The sequence below is a fragment of the Methylophilus sp. UBA6697 genome, assembly GCF_002454655.1.
Classification (GTDB): domain Bacteria; phylum Pseudomonadota; class Gammaproteobacteria; order Burkholderiales; family Methylophilaceae; genus Methylophilus.
In genome coordinates this window covers 80,103-97,275 of the sequence record NZ_DKJH01000015.1, presented here as the reverse complement: position 1 = coordinate 97,275, position 17,173 = coordinate 80,103, and the positions used below count along the sequence as shown (strand labels likewise).

Sequence of the window (17,173 nt, the reverse complement as noted above, 5' to 3'; positions counted from 1 at the left end):
GATGCGAACGTTGCAGGTGACGGTATTGTGAATGTAGCTGAATCTACAGCGGCTGCGATTCCAGTGACGGGTACCGTGAGTGGCCAGTTCAAAACTGGCGACATTGTGACTGTTACGATTAACGGTAAAGACTTTACTGGTGCCGTTGCGACAGATGGTACTTTCTCAATCAATGTGCCTGGTGCCGACTTGGCGGCTGACTCAGATAGCACCGTATTTGCCAGCGTGACAACCACCAATGCGGCAGGTAACAGTGCGACCGCAACGGATACACAGACCTATACTGTAAACGTATTGCCGCCAGCAGTTGCAATCAGCCTGGATGCAAACGTTGCTGGCGATGGCATTGTGAACGTTGCTGAATCTACAGCAGCTGCAATCCCAGTAACTGGTACAGTGAGCGGCCAATTTAAAACTGGCGACATTGTAACGGTGACGATTAACGGTAAAGACTTTACTGGTGCGGTTGCTGCAAATGGTACCTTCTCAATCAATGTGCCTGGTGCCGACTTGGCTGCTGACTCAGACAGCACCGTATTTGCAAGCGTCACCACAACGAACGCTGCAGGTAATAGCGCGACCGCAACGGATACACAGACCTACACTGTGAACGTATTGCCGCCAGCAGTTGCAATCAGTCTGGATGCGAACGTTGCAGGTGATGGTATTGTGAATGTAGCTGAATCTACAGCGGCTGCAATTCCAGTGACTGGTACTGTGAGTGGCCAGTTCAAAACTGGCGACATTGTGACGGTTACGATTAACGGTAAAGACTTTACTGGTGCAGTTGCGACGGACGGTACTTTCTCAATCAATGTGCCTGGTGCAGATTTGGCAGCAGATCCTGATGCAACGGTATTCGCCAGCGTCACAACCACCAATGCGGCAGGTAACAGTGCGACAGCAACGGATACTCAGACCTACACAGTAAACCTGTTACCACCAGCATTGGCGATCAGCCTGGATGCGAACGTAGCTGGTGATGGCATTGTGAACGTTGCTGAATCTACAGCGGCAGCGATTCCAGTAACTGGTACCGTAAGTGGCCAGTTTAAAGTCGGTGATGTTGTGACTGTGACGATCAACAACAAGGACTTCACCGGCACAGTGCAAGCTGGCGGTAAGTTCTCAATTAATGTGCCTGGCGCAGACTTGGCTGCGGATTCCGACAGCACAATATTTGCGAGTGTAACAACAACGAATGCTGCTGGTAACAGTGCGACAGCAACTGATACACAAGACTATAAACTGGCAGTGAATCCAAACTTGTTTGCAACAATTGCCTTGGATGCAAACTTTGCTGGCGACGGTATTATTAATATCGAAGAAGCTAAAGCTACCTCAACTATTGCGGTGACTGGTACCGTTGGTGGTGATGCTAAAGCAGGTGATCCGGTAGTCGTCACCATCAATGGCAAAGATTACAACACAACTGCTATTACCCGTCCTGATGGTAAATTGGGTTTCAGTGTGAATGTCGCTGGTAATGAACTGGCTGCTGATGCTGACAAGACTATCGATGCGAAAGTGACAGTAAGTGACAATGCTGGCAATAGCTTGAGTCAGTCAACACAACTGACGTATACCGTTGACCTGACACCGCCAGTGGCGACAATCGCGCTTGACGCCAACTTCGGTGGTGATGGCATCATCAACATTGAAGAAGCGAAAGCGACCTCAATTACGCCGGTAACGGGTACAGTTGGCGGCGACGCCAAACTGGGTGACCCAGTAGTTGTGACCATCAACGGTAAAGACTACAACACAACAGTGGTTACCCGTCCTGACGGCAAACTGGGCTTCAGTGTCAATGTGGCTGGTAACGAACTGGCTGCTGATGCTGACAAGACTATCGATGCCAAGGTCACTGTGACTGACAATGCTGGTAACACAGCGAGCCAGTCTACTCAGTTGACCTACAGCCTTGATTTGACACCGCCTGTAGCGACAATCGCTTTGGATGCCAACTTTGGTGGCGACGGCATTATCAATATTGCCGAGTCTCAACCAGGTGTAAATCAGCCTGTCACTGGTACTGTCGGTGGTGAGGCCAAACTGGGTGACCCAGTGGTTGTGACTATCAACGGTAAAGATTACAACACAACAGTGATTACCCGTCCTGACGGCAAATTAGGCTTTACTGTGAGTGTGCCTGGTTCAGAATTGGTTGCCGACGCAGACAAAACTATTGATGCTAAAGTGACTACAACAGATACCGCTGGCAATATTGGTGTAGCCACCACGCAGCTGACTTATGTAGTGGATGTCATTGCGCCGAACAAACCAACCATCGATAACATCTATGATGACTTTGGTGCAGTGAAAGGCAATGTCGGAAATGGCGGTGTGGCTGATGATGCAACGCCAACCTTAACCGGTAAGGCGGAAGCGGGTAGTACCGTGACTATCTACGATGGTTCCACCAAAGTAGGTACTGCTGTTGCTGATAAAGATGGTAAGTGGACATTTACGCCGACGACTGACATTACCAAAGGTTTGCACAACTACACTGTGACTGCCACTGACAATGCAGGCAACATCAGTGTGCCTAGCGACAACTATGCATACACACTCAATCAGTCACCAGTCTTTGTGACCCTGGATGCGTCTGCTTCAGTGTCTGAAGATGGTCTGCCAAACGGTTTGCTGGACTCTGGTCCTTCTAATGTTATCGCTAGCGGTTCCATGGGTATTTCTGATCCAAATGGCGACTTGAAGAGCGTGACCCTGACAGAGCCAACAACGACCTACACCTCTGGTGGTACGACTATCACCTGGTCAGGCAATAACACAGGTACTTTGATTGGTTCTGCCAATGGTAAAGAAGTGATTCGTGTCACGATTGATAGCAAAGGTGACTATGCGGTGCAGTTGTCAGGCCCGATTGATCATCCAGTGGCTGGTCAGGAAGATACTTTGGCAATCAAGTTTGGTGTGAACGCCAACGATGCTGACACGACGACTAAAGGCTCTATCACTGTTAATGTTTCAGATGATGCGCCAACAGCGACTAACCAAACCGTGACGGCTACCAACTCTGCCAATACCAACCTCATGATTACGCTAGATATTTCTGGCAGTATGACGACCACTGATGGTGTGAATAATCAGACCCGTTTGGCCAGTGCTATTCAGTCAATTAAGAACTTGCTGGATAAATATGACGACATGGGTGACGTGAAAGTCTCACTGGTGGTATTTGCAGGTTTGGATCAAACCAAACAATTGGGTAATGGCTGGTTGACCGTTGCACAAGCCAAGGCTTACCTGAATAATCTGTCAGCGGATGGTAATACCAACTATGACTCTGCGTTGAACACGGCCATGAATGCGTTTGGTACATCCGGTAAGCTGGATAATGCACAAAACGTGTCCTACTTCTTCACTGATGGCCAACCTAACCGTGGTGTCGGTGGTGATAGTAGCTTGACTGGTCAAGAGAATAGCAATAATGGAGACAGAGGTATCCAGCAAGCAGAAGAGGCGACATGGATTAACTTCCTGAATAACAACCATATCAAGTCTTACTCGATTGGTATCGGTTCCGGCGTCACTTCAAACACTGAGTTGAATCCGATTGCTTATGATGGCCAAACGGGTACGAATACAGATGGCGTACGTGTGACATCGTTTAACCAGTTAGACTCTGTCCTGAATGAGACTGTGAGCAGCCCAATTACCGGTAGCTTGACCTCAGGTGGTGGCTTTGGTGCAGATGGTGGTTATGTGAAATCGATAGCGGTTGACGGTTCTACTTATACCTTCAACTCATCAACCGGTGCCATTACCGTGACTGGTACCAATAACAGTACATATGATGCTACCAGCCATAAACTGGTGATCACGACTGCACAAGGCACTTTGCTGGTTGATATGGATGATGGTTCATTCTCATTCACACCGAAAAACACCAGCGTTGCTGGCACCAGCTCGTTTAATTACACATTAAGCGACAATGATGGCGATACCAGTTCTGCAACGCTGACTGTGAATGTGGCTAAGCAGATAACCTCTATCCCACAAGTGGCGCCAGAAGTCAGCAATGGTATGGGGGCTGCTGGCTTGTTGACCTTGCCAGGTTTGTTGAATGTAGACTTGCTCAACTTCTCAAGCCGTCAGGCATTCACTGCGAGTGATGTGAATAACAACATCAGTTCTGTGACGATTGCCTATAACACCTTGATCGGTGTGACATTGGGCACGGCCTACCTGACTTACTCACAAGCCGTTGCGAACGAACTGGGCCTACATGTGAGCTACACGCAAAGTAGTGGCTTCCTCGGCTTGATCGGTGCCAATGGCAAAATGGTGATCACTGCTGCTGATGGTGGCACCGTGGATAACCTAGCGATCAATGAGTTCTTGTCGACCGTTAAAACCAATGAGCAGGCCGTTGATTTGAGCTTGTTCCAGAACTTCAAGATCACTGCAGTGGATAGCACTGGGTTGCAGGATAGCGAGTCAGCCTCTAACCTGATCAATATTGACTTGTTGAACAGCAATAAAGGGACGCCAATTATTGGTGGTGATAGCGCTGACAATACGGTGAATGGTACGTCTGGCAATGACATTATCTACGGTTACGCCGGTAACGATACCTTGAATGGTGGCGCTGGTAATGACATCCTGCGCGGTGGTGCTGGTAACGATAAGCTGAATGGCGGCGATGGCAACGACATCCTGATCGGTGGTAAAGGTAACGATACCCTGACTGGTGGCGCTGGCGTAGACGTATTCAAGTGGGATCGTGCTGATGATGGCCCGGCAGGTACGCCAGCACGTGACACTATCACCGACTTCAACAAGAGCTCTGTCAGCCAGGGTGGCGATATCCTGGATGTGCGTGACTTGCTGCAAGGCGAGAACGCGGGCAACCTGGTCAACTACCTGCACTTTGAAAAATCCGGCAGCGATACAATTATCCATATCAGCTCTAATGGTGGTTTCGCAACGGATGCACACAATGTGTCTGGCAGCTTCAGCAGCGGTAATACGACCCAGCAGATTGTGCTGAGTGGTGTGGACCTGACCACAGGTCAGACCTCTGATGCAGCGATTATCTCTAACTTGTTGTCACAGCAAAAACTGATTACTGATTAATTATCAGTGTCTGTCAAAAAAGCGACCTTCGGGTCGCTTTTTTATTTTCTATTGATCATGAGACGGCCCCCATTCTCTATGGGCCAATTTACTTGCATATTGCAATAAGAGGCACAAAAACATTTGTTAACATATTTATGTTTCTTTTATTAATGTTGGTAAAATAAGTTAACTAATGTTTTATTTGGTTTTCTTGTATGCATCTAGCAGGTTTTGTTTTAAGCGTTCAGAAGTGGATTTATCGCGTACGCATCCTCCAGATTATTCTCGGTTTTTTGCTACTACTTGCCAGCGGTTCTGTCGATGCCATGTACTCCTTTCCGGCTGTTTCAGGTGCGCCTATGCCACCAGGCTGTGTTGGTAGCGCGGGGACGTATACCTGTACGGGCTACACCAATATTCAAGACCACGTACAATTTCTCGATACCGGCAATGTCAGCATTACCGTTAATGGCTCACTGAATATCGGCATCTATAGCATAGGTAGTGCCACACAGAATGCAAATGTCAGCTTTCAGGTGAATGGTTTGGTCACCGTTAACGCCGCCACGGTGCATGCGACCATCAACTCTGGCATTTATTCCATGACACTCACCGGCGCGCCTTATATCCGCGGTAACCTGTTGACGTCAACAGGTAGCATCACGGCGCGTGGCACGATACAAGGCGATGTCTCTGCGAGCAGTTACGGTGCAATCAGTCTATTACAAAATACAGTGATTAATGGCCATGTAGCGGCGAGAACGGGGCTGGTCACGTTATACGACAGTGCCATGATTCATGGCAGCCTCAGTACGACCTCTGGTACGGTAACACTTTACGGATTTAACATTGTCGACTCATGGGTCAACTGTGACAGCTGCAATTTTTATTTATACGGTCAAAATAACACCATTGGTGGTGATATACGCGTGGCGAATGTGTATGCGAGTTCAGCACAAAATAGCCATTATAATGGCGTCATACAGGCAGTTTCTGGTTATATTGCACTCGGGACTGGCTCGATCGTGTACGGGGATATCACTGCTTTATCCAGCGGATTTACCACCAGTAACGTGGCAGTTTATCAAAGTGTTATCAATGGAACGGTGAACGTCAGTTCCGAGGCGAGTGCCAGTGTCAATCTGTTTAACGGCTCTATCATTCATGGCCGTGTGCAGGTCACCAATAGCGGGATGGCAGCATATGCTAATAATAACGTTTATCTGGATAGCAATTCAGTCATCAACAATTCGGTGTCCGTGACTGGCGTTATTATCAATAACGGCAGGATTAACGGCTGTGCCAGGACGAGTTCGAGTTATCCGGCAGCTATCCAACTGCAATGGGGCTCTAATACCGCGGGAATATGCTGTGCCAGTTCAGGTAGCTGCTCACAAACATCTTGTGTCATCAACCCTTTTGGCTATCCGACAAACAGATGCTCAACACCGGCCAATAAATTCAATTGTATTGATCCTTCAGTCAGCAACCCGAACGCGGCTAATGGTCACTTATTCACCCAGATTGCGAATAGTGCGTTTAATGTCGATGTGGTCGCGCTTGCCGCTGATAATAGCGTCAATACTGATTATGTCGCGACAGGGCAGGGTAATCAAACTGTAGAAGTGAGGCTGATTGACTGCGGTGATCCTGCTATATTGATTAATCAAAGCTGTGGCGGCACGACAACCAACCTTTCAACGCAGAATCTCACTTTCAGCAATAGTGATGCTGGCCGTAAGCGACTCTCTAACACAATTAGCAATGCTTATAAAAATGTACGTTGCACAGTGACTGACCCCAATGCCACTCAGCAGACTTCGCTGTCGACAGATAATTTTGCAGTGCGGCCTGCAAATTTTAGCAGTGTGAGTTCAAGCAATGCCAATGCAGATGTTGCTACTGGTATCAGTACTAGCAATACGCCTATCATTAAAGCGGGCAGTGGCCGATTTAACATGACCGCCAGCACCGGTTTATCTAACTATAACGGCACGGCTAAAATAGATCCCAGCAAACTCATAGCACATACGGGCGCTGTACATACCGGTGCAGTCTCTGGGACGTTTAGCCAAGACAGCTATGGCAACAGCACCGGTACAAGCTTTAGCTATGATGAAGTCGGCTATTTTAGATTTAGTGCGCTGGGTATTTACGATGACACGTTTACCCAGGTGGATGCCAGTGTTGGCGATTGTGTGGCAGGGTTTACTGCCAGCAATAACAAGCAAGCCTGTGCCTTTGGCTATGCGCCGAGCACGAATGTATATATGGGGCGCTTTGTGCCCGACCATTTTGCGATTAGCCCGCAATCAGTCACCCCCGCATGCAGCAACCAGTTTTCATATTTTGGCCAGGATGGATTGTTGACACGATTCCAGATTAAAGCGCTAAATTCCAGCGGAGTGACTACCCAGAACTATACGGGCGTTTATGGTGGCTTTGCCCGAATGAATCTCAATAGTTATGCTGCCTATCACTTTAATCTTTCTCCTCACACGTTTACTTTAATCCCCAAGGTAAATGGATCCGCAGGCGTATGGAGTCAAGGTCAGGCAACGATTCAAGTTGCCCATCAGGTGAGCAGACCCGGTAATCGCACACCTGTGACTAATATCAGCGTGGAGGCACAGCCGCTGGATGATGATGGCGTCACCATATCCAGTGCGGTGGCTGTCTCTGCGAGCAGCAGTCCATTTCGTTATGGGCGATTATATTTATCTCCCGCGCATGGTTCTGAGTTGTTGCCACTGCCTTTACAACTGGAGGCGCAGTATTGGAGTGATAGTGTTGTTGCTTATGTCAGAAGTGTGGGCGATAGCTGTACAACGGTTCCGTTATCAAGTGTTGTCATGAAAAACTACCATGGTCAGTTAAATGCCTGTGAAACACATTTGGCCGGTAACGCTACAATGGTGAATGGCTTGTTAGGTCTTAGATTAACAGCACCAGGGGTGAGCGGTGGCCAGCCTAATACAGGCAGTGTCGACGTAGAGGTGAATCTCGGTGTGGCCTCAAACAATGATAAAACCTGTGTCAGTCCGGCAGAAACGCCGGCTATTGATGGTGTGATGCCCTGGTTTGGTGTCGATCCAGAGGCGCGGGCGACGTTCGGCATCTATAAGTCACCGATCGTTTATATGCGGGAAAGCTTTTAACGGTAAAACGGACTGCCTATTTTTGTGTCAGCAGTCCGTGCTTTCGGCTGTGGTTAAACCATCAGCATATCCACAAACTGGTTGACTGAAGTGGCTTCCAGTTTGGCCTGGTCCTGACACAGAGCCAGAATCTCGGCTTGTCTGGCTGAATCAAAACGGCGCGCCAGGTTGACTTGGAATTTCTTCACCAGCTCCGGGATGCCCTCGCCACGGCGACGGCGGTGGCCAATCGGATATTCCACGGCAATATTGCTGGACTGCGTACCATCTTTAAAGAAAATCTGGATGGCGTTGGCAATCGAGCGTTTTTCCGGGTCGAGGTAGTCACGTGTGTATTCTGACTTCTCTACACAGGTCATTTTATCACGCAGGGCATCAATGCGTGGGTCGGCTGCTGCGGTATCTTCGTAGTCCAGCGCCGTCAAACTGCCTTTGAGCAAGCCCACGGCAGCCATATATTGAATACAGTGATCGCGGTCGGCCGGGTTATTCATGGGGCCGGTTTTATCAATAATGCGAATCGCCGACTCATGGGTGGTGATGACGATTTTCTCAATATTAGCGATATCTTCCAGCGTTTGCAGGCGATTGCCGACCTCTTTGTTTAACTGGAATGCAGATTCCACCGCGGTTTGTGCATGGAACTCGGCCGGGAAAGAGATTTTGAACAATACCTGCTCCATCACATAACTGCCGTAAGGGCGCTGGAACTTGAAGGCATTGCCTTTAAACAGGACATCATAGAAGCCCCAGGTCTTGGCCGTGAGTGCGCTTGGGTAACCCATTTCGCCTTGCAGCGTCATCCAGGCCAGGCGTACCGCACGTGAGGTGGCATCGCCAGCCGCCCAGGACTTACGTGAACCGGTATTCGGGCTATGACGGTAGGTTCGCAAGCTTTGGCCATCAACAAAGGCGTTAGACACGGCATTGATAATGTCTTGCTTATTGCCGCCCAGTAATTTAGTGACCACTGCTGTCGAGGCAATCTTGACCAGAATCACGTGATCCAGGCCCACACGGTTAAAACTGTTTTCTAATGCCAGAACGCCCTGAATTTCGTGCGCCTTGATCATCGCAGTCAGCACATCCTTCATGGTCAGCGGCGCCTTGCCTTCAGCCACGTGTTTGCGTGACATATAGTCGGCAGAAGCCAGGATGCCGCCCAGGTTATCAGAAGGGTGGCCCCATTCTGCCGCCAGCCAGGTATCGTTAAAATCCAGCCAGCGGATCATGGCGCCGATGTTGAAGGCCGCCAGGATCGGGTCCAGCTGATAAGAGGTGCCTGGCACTTTGGCGCCGTTCGGCACCACAGTCCCGGCAATCACCGGCCCCAGTAGTTTGGTGCAAGCCGGATAATCCAGGGCTTCGAAGCCACAGCCCAAGGTATCCATGAGGCAGTTACGGGCGGTGTCAAAGGCCTCAGCCGAGCTGATTTCAAAATCTGCCACGTAATTGGCAATATCAACAATCACCTGATCTGGGTCAGGGCGAACGTTGGAAATATGGGCGGACATAATGTGTTTCTTTCAAATAAAAGATTAAGCCACAGAGGACACAGAGAGCACAGAGCTGGTCGAGAAAAGGATTTTCTCTGTGCTCTCTGTGTCCTCTGTGGCAAAAATTAACGTTTTTCCAAAGGTACAAACGGTCTGTTATCCGGGCCGTTGTACTCTGCATTCGGGCGAATAATCTTGTTGTCTATACGTTGCTCAATGGCATGAGCCACCCAGCCGGTAGTACGTGAAATCACAAAGATAGGGGTGAACATGCCGGTTGGGATGCCCATCATGTGATAGCTGGAGGCGCTGTACCAATCAAGATTGGGGAACATTTTTTTCTCGCGCCACATGCTTTCTTCAATGCGCGCAGAGATATCAAACAATGACATATTGCCTGCATCTTGGCAGAGTGATTTGCTGACAGCTTTAATCGACTCATTGCGGGGGTCGGCGATGGTATAGACCGGATGGCCAAAGCCAATAATGATTTCCTTGCGTGCCATACGCGCCATGATGTCAGACTCTGCCTCATCCGCTGTTTTGTAGCGCTCGATAATCTCCATCGCCGCTTCGTTGGCGCCCCCATGCTTGGGGCCGCGCAGGGCACCAATGGCCCCCGTGATGCAGGAGTACAAGTCAGACAGGGTGCCAGCAATCACGCGTGAGGTGAAAGTCGATGCGTTAAACTCATGCTCGGCATACAGCACCAGTGAAGTGTTCATGGCTTTGATATGTAGTTCGGATGGCTTTTTGCCATGCAGAATATGCAGGAAATGTGCGGCGATGGAATCGTCATCGGTTTCTACCTCAATCCGCACACCACGGTGGCTAAACTGGTACCAGTAAATGAGGATGGAGCCAAAACAGGCAATTAATCGATCACCTAATGCCTGTGCGCCCGCCGTATTGCGGTCAATAGCTTCTGGCTCCAATGTGCCCAACATAGAGCAACCTGTGCGCATCACATCCATAGGGTGCGCATTGGCAGGAATCTGTTCCAGTACGGCTTTAAGTGCACTGGGCAGGCCGCGTAGCTTTTTGAGCTTTTGGTGATAAGCGGTGAGCTGTGGTTGGGTGGGCAGCTCGCCGTGTATCAGCAAATAAGCGACTTCTTCGAACGTCGCATGTGTTGCCAGTTCGATGATATCGTAACCACGGTAATGCAAGTCATTACCGCTATGGCCCACGGTGCAAATGGCCGTGGTGCCCGCAGCCACACCTGCCAGCGCCACGCCTTTTTTGCGTTTTGGGGCTTCGGTGGCTGTGATAGTTGGATCAGTGGTGGTGTTCATAACTAACCTCCTTGTTTCTGGTCGCGTGTGTTGATTATTTATACAGCGCGTCTAGTTTCTGTTCAAAAGCGTGATAACCCAGGTGCTCATACAAGTCGGCACGCGTTTGCATCAGATCCAATACATTTTTTTGTGTGCCATCCTGGCGCACGCCTTGATACACTTTAAGCGCGGCCTGGTTCATGGCGCGAAAAGCTGATAAGGGGTATAGCACCATGCCTACACCAGCCGTTGCCAGTTCGCTTACGCTAAACAACGGTGTAGAGCCAAATTCGGTGATGTTTGCCAGTACCGGCACTTTAACTGCATCAACAAACTGCTGGTACATGCCTAATTCAGTCATCGCTTCCGGGAAAATCATGTCGGCGCCAGCTTCAACACAGGCACAGGCGCGGTCTATGGCGGATTGCAAACCTTCTACCGCCAGCGCATCGGTGCGCGCCATAACGACAAAGTCATCATCAGGTTTGGCATCCACTGCAGCTTTAACGCGGTCTACCATTTCGTCCAGGCTGACAATCGCTTTATTGGGGCGATGGCCGCAGCGTTTGGCACTGACCTGATCTTCAATATGCACGGCCGCTGCACCCGCTTTGGCAACACTTTTAATGGTACGCGCAATGTTGAAGGCGCCGCCAAACCCAGTATCAATATCGACCAGCAATGGCGTATCGACGGCATCGGTAATCCGGCGCACATCGACCAATACATCCTCGAGGCCAGAAATGCCTAAATCTGGCAGCCCCAAGGAGCCTGCAGCAACGCCGCCGCCAGACAAATAGATGGCTTTAAACCCGGATTGTGTGGCCAGCATGGCGTGATAGGCATTGATGGCACCGATAATCTGTAATGGTTTTTCTGCGGCCAGTGCTGCGCGGAAACGACCGCCTGGCGTATTGGATTGCGTCATGTTGGTTTCCTGTTGATCAGCGATTAAAAGAAAGCGTGTTCAGCATCTTCCGGCATGGCAACACCGGTTTGCTTGGCTTTTTGCAGCACTTCCCAGAAATAACGATAGGTGGCACGGTCATGCAACTCGCCCGCATACTGAATTGGCCCCCAATCGGCCGTTTGTGCTGCCAGCAGGATATTGGCGGCGTCTGTCACTTCGTCAAAATTAGGTTTCATGGCATCGACAATGGCCTGAATCTGCGTCGGATAGATGCTCCACATACGCATAAAACCGAATTCGTTACGCGCGCGATACGCATCGCTGTAAGTGACTTCTACATTTTTCAGATCCAGCGTCACGTTGTGCGCAGGCACCACGCCATTGGCCAGCGCGGCAGAGACGACTTCGGTCTTGGCGCGTGCCAGCAACCGGTGGTCAAACTGGCCGGGGCTGCGCATGGCTGCGGCGGGGATAGCGCCGTGGTGGGCGCTGACAAAGTCCATCAGGCCGAAATCCAGCACCTGTAACCACGGCAGTTGTGCAATTTCATGTACCTGTCTGAGTGCGCCATGCGTTTCAATCAGGATATGTACCGGAATCTCACGGCGAATGCCGTGTTGCTTCGCGACTTGCTGAATATAGGTGATCATTTCGCGCGCTTGGGCGATATCGGTACATTTAGGAATCGTGATATAGCTCAGCACTTCACCGGCGCCGCCGACCAGAATATCAATATCCTTTTTCCAGTGCGGGTGCGTGTAGTCATGAATACGTGCCCCGGCCATTTTGTATTTGTTGGCTTCGGAATTCAGTATGCGGACGATCATTTCTGCATGTGCTTGTTCCTGGCCGCTGGCGGCGCCATCTTCACAATCGCACGTAATATCAAATACCGGGCCGACACCATTAGGCGTGGCCGGGTCTTGTAACGACAAGGCTTTCAGGATCAACTTTTCGCTACCGGCAAAATGTTCACAAGCCGGAATCACCGGAAACGGCTTTTCACCGCCAAAAAGTGCCTGATTTGGATGAACAGCCATGTTTAGTTTCCTTTGCGTGGAATAAGAACGGTATAGTCGAGATCGAGCACCACGTGCGGGTGATAGCCCTGCGTGGTTTTGATGTTTTCCAGTGTCGCTGGCGGCATATTTTTGACGCCGACCATGCGTAAGCGCAATGCGCCTAATTCAGGATGGGGCAGGGCCCATTTATCCAATACCTTGGTCAGGCAATAAATGGTGTCACCCGAATAACTTGGATTGGCATGGGTGCCACCGTTAATCGCCAGGATCGCAATGGCGTTTTCCAGGCCTTCATAACTGAGGGCACGACAGGCCGAAATCACTACGCCGCCGTATACCAGGCACTGGCCCTGCGGTGTGCTTTTCATCAGGTGCGCATCAAAGTGCAGGCGCGCATTGTTCTGGTATAAGTGCGTGGCCATGGTATGGTCACTCTCATTGATGGTCAGGCCAGAAGGGTGGCGCATGCATTCACCCACTTCGTAATCGTCCCACCAGTATTGACCAGCTGTGGCTGTGCCCAGGCTGTTATTGAGCTTGAAGTGGGCTGGCACGGCTAATGATTCGGGGCTGACAAATTCAGGCAGCTCAGGAATGACAGTGTCCGGCGCTGGCGCCTCTTGATTTTTCTTGTGCACCATCACCCAGCGTACCCAGCTGAGTACTGGTTGCTGATGCTGGTTGACCGTGGTTGAGCGCACCCAGACCACGCCACTTTTGCCGCTGGAATTCTGTTTTAGGCCGATGACTTCACTGGCGGTTGTCAGCGTGTCGCCCACGTATACGGGCTGGATAAACCGTACATCTGCGTAGCCGAGATTGGCGACGGCATTGACTGAGATATCGGGGACGGTCTTGCCAAAAGCAATATGAAACGCCAGCAGGTCATCGATCGGCATCTGCGGGTAACCCAGCGACTGTGCCAGCGGCGTGCTGCAATGTAGGGGGTTGCGTGCGCCTGTTAGAGCAATATACAGCGCCGTGTCACCTGTGGTGATGGTGCGCGGCGTGGCGTGCTGGATGGTTTCACCCAGTACAAAATGTTCGAAAAAACGTCCGGTGTTGATTTTTGTGCTCATTTTCAACTCCTTTATATAAACTCTTCTTCCAGCTCGGCAATGGCCTCTGCCAGTTGAATCAAGCGTTGTGCGGCTTTGATATGGTGGTGTTCGACCAGCTTGTCATTCACCACTACCGTGCCGCGCCCACCCTCGTTGGCTTCTTTGAGGGCTTTGATAATCAGCCGCGCATGTTCGACTTCTGCGCGTTGTGGCGTATACGCGTCATTGCAATAAGCAATTTGCGCCGGATGCACCAGCGATTTGCCATCCATGCCGATGTCTCGGCCTATGCGACAGGCATATTCAAACGAATGCATGTTCTTGAAATCTGACGTAATGCCATCAATCACGCCTTTGCCGTAAGCGCGTGCGGCCAGCACCACCAGGGATAATGAGGTCAGGATGGCTGAACGTTCGTGCGTCACACGGGCGTGCAGTTGTGAAATCAGGTCTGAGGTTGCCATCACCATACAGATGACGCGGTCTGAAGCTGCGGCAATTTCCTTGGCATTCAATACGGCCAACGGGCTTTCTATCATGACCATCATGGGTACATTTTTGCCGCCAGCCTCATCTAGTAACTGCTGCGCCTGCAATACATCTTCGCGTGACTCTATATTAGGAAACAAAATGGCATCTGCACCAATATTGGCCACTGCTTGAATGTCGTCATGCCCCCAAATAGAGTGCAAGTCATTGACGCGCACCACGACTTCTCTTTTGCCGTAGCCACCTTGCTGCACCGCATTCACTACGTTGTGGCGGGATTGAATTTTGGCATCTACCAGAATAGGGTCGCCCAGGTCCAGAATGACAGAGTCTGCCGCGAGTGAGCGAGCACGTTCCAGGTAATGTTGATTACAGCCAGGAACATATAGCATCGAGCGTCTGGGTCTGAGTGCATATGACATGGGTTTTCCTTTGTTACGGCAAGAAATTAGATTCATTATTCATGAATAAAAAAACTGTGTCAACAAATATCTTATGTCTTATATAAGATATAAAATAGTGGACAATAAAAAAGCGCTGTGATATAAATTAAAAACCTTGTTTCAGGTGCAATTGATGGTGCCAATCATGAATGGAGTCGAATCTATGGATAAGCAGTTAGGGTCGCCGAGTTACCGGCCGCTGTATGACCAAATTAAAGTGCTGATCACGCAAAGCCTGATCGGCGGAGAGTGGCGCCCCGGAGATATGATTCCCAGCGAAATTGACCTGGCGCAGCGGTTTAAAGTCAGTCAGGGCACTGTGCGCAAGGCGATTGATAGCCTGGCGACAGAAAATATCCTGATTCGGCGCCAGGGCAAAGGTACTTTTGTTGCTACGCACAACCAGGATGACGTCAAGCTGCGTTTCTTGCGTCTGACTGCAGAAAATGGCCAGAAAGAAATGCTGCAGAATGAGTTTATCTCCTGCATTAAAGGTAAAGCCAGCGTGCATATCGGCAAGGTGCTGGAAATGAAAGCAGGCGCAACCACGATTGATGTGAAGCGTTTGCTGACGTTCTCGGGTCGCCCTCTGATTTATGACCACATTATTGTGCCTGCCGCACCATTTAAAGGATTGAACCGCGCCAAGGTAGAAGAGAGCAATGGCTCGATGTATAGCATGTATGAATCACAGTTTGGTGTGCGCATGATCCGGGCCGAAGAGCGTATTAAAGCTGTCGCGGCGGATGCGGAAGTGGCCAAGGCTTTGGGCTTGAAAGAAGGTTATCCGCTGCTGAGTATAGAGCGCGTGTCATTTACTTATGGCGATAAGCCGATGGAGTGGCGTTTGGGATTGTGTCTGACTGACGATCACCACTACATGAGCGAATTAGAATGATTGAAAAATCTTCATCAGCGGCGTTGGACTGCGCTTGCCGTGCCATATGCACTGTCTGCGCTTGTCCGCCTTGCTGCTGAAGTTTTTGAATCATTCAAAAGAATAGAAAACCCAAGGAGAAGTCATGGACGATTTAAAGCAACGCGCGCTGGATTACCACCAGTTTCCCAAGCCAGGGAAGCTGAGCGTGGAATCGTCCAAGCCTTGTGCCACGCAACAGGATTTATCGCTGGCTTATACGCCGGGTGTGGCCGAGCCAGTGCGTGAAATCGAGGCAGATCCGGCCAATGCCTATAAGTATACCAATAAGGGTAATCTGGTGGCAGTGATTACCGATGGTACTGCGGTGCTGGGTTTAGGCAATGTGGGGGCGCTGGCAGGCAAGCCAGTGATGGAAGGCAAGGGCGTGTTGTTCAAGCGCTTTGCGGATATTGACGTGTTTGATATTGAAGTCAATGCCGCGACGCCGGACGAGTTTATCCAGACTGTGGTGAATATTGCACCAACGTTTGGCGGCATCAACCTTGAAGATATTGCTGCACCGCACTGTTTTTATATTGAAAATGAATTAAAGAAACGCTTGGATATCCCAGTATTTCATGACGATCAGCATGGCACGGCGGTGATTGTGGCAGCCGCTTTGTTGAATGCGCTTGATCTCCAAGGCAAAACGTTGCCCCGCGCCAAAATTGTGTTTTTAGGCGCGGGTGCGGCGGGTTGTTCCTGTGCCAAGCTGCTCAAGTTAATGGGCGCTACCAACATCACCATGGTCGATCGCAAAGGGGTGCTCGATAACAGCCGCGACGATTTACATGATAACAACCGCGAGTTAGCGATTGAGGTTGGCAATATCAAAACGCTGGCAGATGCCATGCAAGGGGCGGATGTGTTTATTGGTGTCTCGGCTAAAAATGGTTTGCCACCAGAACTGGTGCCACTGATGGCCGCGAACCCGGTCATTTTTGCCCTGGCCAATCCTGATCCTGAAATCCTGCCCAGCCAGGTATTTGCCTTGCGTGATGATGCGATTATGGCGACTGGCCGTAGTGATTTTCCTAACCAGGTCAATAATGCCTTGTGTTTCCCGTACCTGTTTAGAGGCGCACTGGACGCACAGGCAAAACAGATCACCGAGCAGATGAAAGTGGCGGCCGCCCAGGCCCTAAGTCAATTGGCGCGTGAGCCTGTACCGCAACAGGTACTGGAAGCCTATCAGTTGCCGTCTTTGTCGTTTGGTAAAGACTACATTATCCCCAAACCATTTGATCCACGCTTGATGGAATACGTGGCTGGCGCCGTGGCGCGTGCGGCCAATGCAGGTGAGTAAGAGTTATTTA

The 17,173-nt window shown here is 50.3% G+C and carries 10 protein-coding genes; 4 read left to right on the top strand and 6 right to left on the bottom strand.

Annotated features, from left to right (window positions below; all coding sequences use genetic code 11):
* A partial coding sequence (locus B3355_RS04800; RefSeq protein ID WP_292780806.1) for an Ig-like domain-containing protein occupies positions 1-5,100 on the top strand: 5,100 nt, incomplete at its 5' end.
* Between the two features lie 197 nt (positions 5,101-5,297).
* Positions 5,298-8,240, top strand: coding sequence for a DUF6701 domain-containing protein (locus tag B3355_RS04795; protein WP_292780804.1), 2,943 nt, complete (start codon positions 5,298-5,300; stop codon positions 8,238-8,240).
* Positions 8,241-8,293: 53 nt separating this feature from the next.
* On the opposite strand, the gene B3355_RS04790 is transcribed toward B3355_RS04795, so the two are convergent.
* The 6 genes from B3355_RS04790 to B3355_RS04765 form a co-directional block, all read right to left on the bottom strand.
* Positions 8,294-9,754 carry a bifunctional 2-methylcitrate dehydratase/aconitate hydratase gene (locus B3355_RS04790; protein ID WP_292780801.1) on the bottom strand — a complete coding sequence of 487 codons (1,461 nt, stop codon included), beginning with the start codon at positions 9,752-9,754 and terminating at the stop codon, positions 8,294-8,296.
* A gap of 107 nt (positions 9,755-9,861) precedes the next feature.
* The gene (prpC, locus tag B3355_RS04785) at positions 9,862-11,031 is read right to left on the bottom strand and encodes a bifunctional 2-methylcitrate synthase/citrate synthase (RefSeq protein ID WP_292780798.1); all 1,170 of its coding nucleotides are present in this window, start codon (positions 11,029-11,031) and stop codon (positions 9,862-9,864) included.
* Positions 11,032-11,065: 34 nt separating this feature from the next.
* Positions 11,066-11,941: a methylisocitrate lyase gene (gene prpB, locus B3355_RS04780; RefSeq protein WP_292780795.1), complete on the bottom strand. Its 876-nt coding sequence runs from the start codon at positions 11,939-11,941 to the stop codon at positions 11,066-11,068.
* 23 nt (positions 11,942-11,964) lie between these two features.
* The gene (locus B3355_RS04775; protein ID WP_019882592.1) at positions 11,965-12,963 is read right to left on the bottom strand and encodes an HpcH/HpaI aldolase/citrate lyase family protein; all 999 of its coding nucleotides are present in this window, start codon (positions 12,961-12,963) and stop codon (positions 11,965-11,967) included.
* 2 nt (positions 12,964-12,965) lie between these two features.
* Positions 12,966-14,024 (bottom strand): MaoC family dehydratase, encoded by a 1,059-nt coding sequence (locus tag B3355_RS04770; RefSeq protein ID WP_047517603.1) that lies wholly within the window; start codon positions 14,022-14,024, stop codon positions 12,966-12,968.
* Between the two features lie 11 nt (positions 14,025-14,035).
* Positions 14,036-14,917: an HpcH/HpaI aldolase/citrate lyase family protein gene (locus tag B3355_RS04765; RefSeq protein WP_024931054.1), complete on the bottom strand. Its 882-nt coding sequence runs from the start codon at positions 14,915-14,917 to the stop codon at positions 14,036-14,038.
* Positions 14,918-15,101: 184 nt separating this feature from the next.
* Between B3355_RS04765 and B3355_RS04760 the strand changes: the two genes are divergently transcribed.
* Both B3355_RS04760 and B3355_RS04755 read left to right on the top strand, forming a co-directional pair.
* On the top strand, positions 15,102-15,836 hold the full coding sequence (locus tag B3355_RS04760) for a GntR family transcriptional regulator (RefSeq protein ID WP_019882589.1): 735 nt from the start codon (positions 15,102-15,104) through the stop codon (positions 15,834-15,836).
* Positions 15,837-15,960: 124 nt separating this feature from the next.
* Positions 15,961-17,163, top strand: coding sequence for a malic enzyme-like NAD(P)-binding protein (locus B3355_RS04755; RefSeq protein WP_292780788.1), 1,203 nt, complete (start codon positions 15,961-15,963; stop codon positions 17,161-17,163).
* The last annotated feature ends 10 nt before the right edge of the window (positions 17,164-17,173 follow it).

Excerpts from the sequence above, each read along its gene's own strand:
- B3355_RS04795 (WP_292780804.1), top strand. The coding sequence starts at position 5,298 with ATGCATCTAGCAGGTTTTGTTTTAAGCGTTCAGAAGTGGATTTATCGC.
- B3355_RS04770 (WP_047517603.1), bottom strand. The coding sequence starts at position 14,024 with ATGAGCACAAAAATCAACACCGGACGTTTTTTCGAACATTTTGTACTG.
- B3355_RS04760 (WP_019882589.1), top strand. The coding sequence starts at position 15,102 with ATGGATAAGCAGTTAGGGTCGCCGAGTTACCGGCCGCTGTATGACCAA.
- prpB (WP_292780795.1), bottom strand. The coding sequence starts at position 11,941 with ATGACGCAATCCAATACGCCAGGCGGTCGTTTCCGCGCAGCACTGGCC.
- B3355_RS04775 (WP_019882592.1), bottom strand. The coding sequence starts at position 12,963 with ATGGCTGTTCATCCAAATCAGGCACTTTTTGGCGGTGAAAAGCCGTTT.
- prpC (WP_292780798.1), bottom strand. The coding sequence starts at position 11,031 with ATGAACACCACCACTGATCCAACTATCACAGCCACCGAAGCCCCAAAA.
- B3355_RS04765 (WP_024931054.1), bottom strand. The coding sequence starts at position 14,917 with ATGTCATATGCACTCAGACCCAGACGCTCGATGCTATATGTTCCTGGC.
- B3355_RS04790 (WP_292780801.1), bottom strand. The coding sequence starts at position 9,754 with ATGTCCGCCCATATTTCCAACGTTCGCCCTGACCCAGATCAGGTGATT.
- B3355_RS04755 (WP_292780788.1), top strand. The coding sequence starts at position 15,961 with ATGGACGATTTAAAGCAACGCGCGCTGGATTACCACCAGTTTCCCAAG.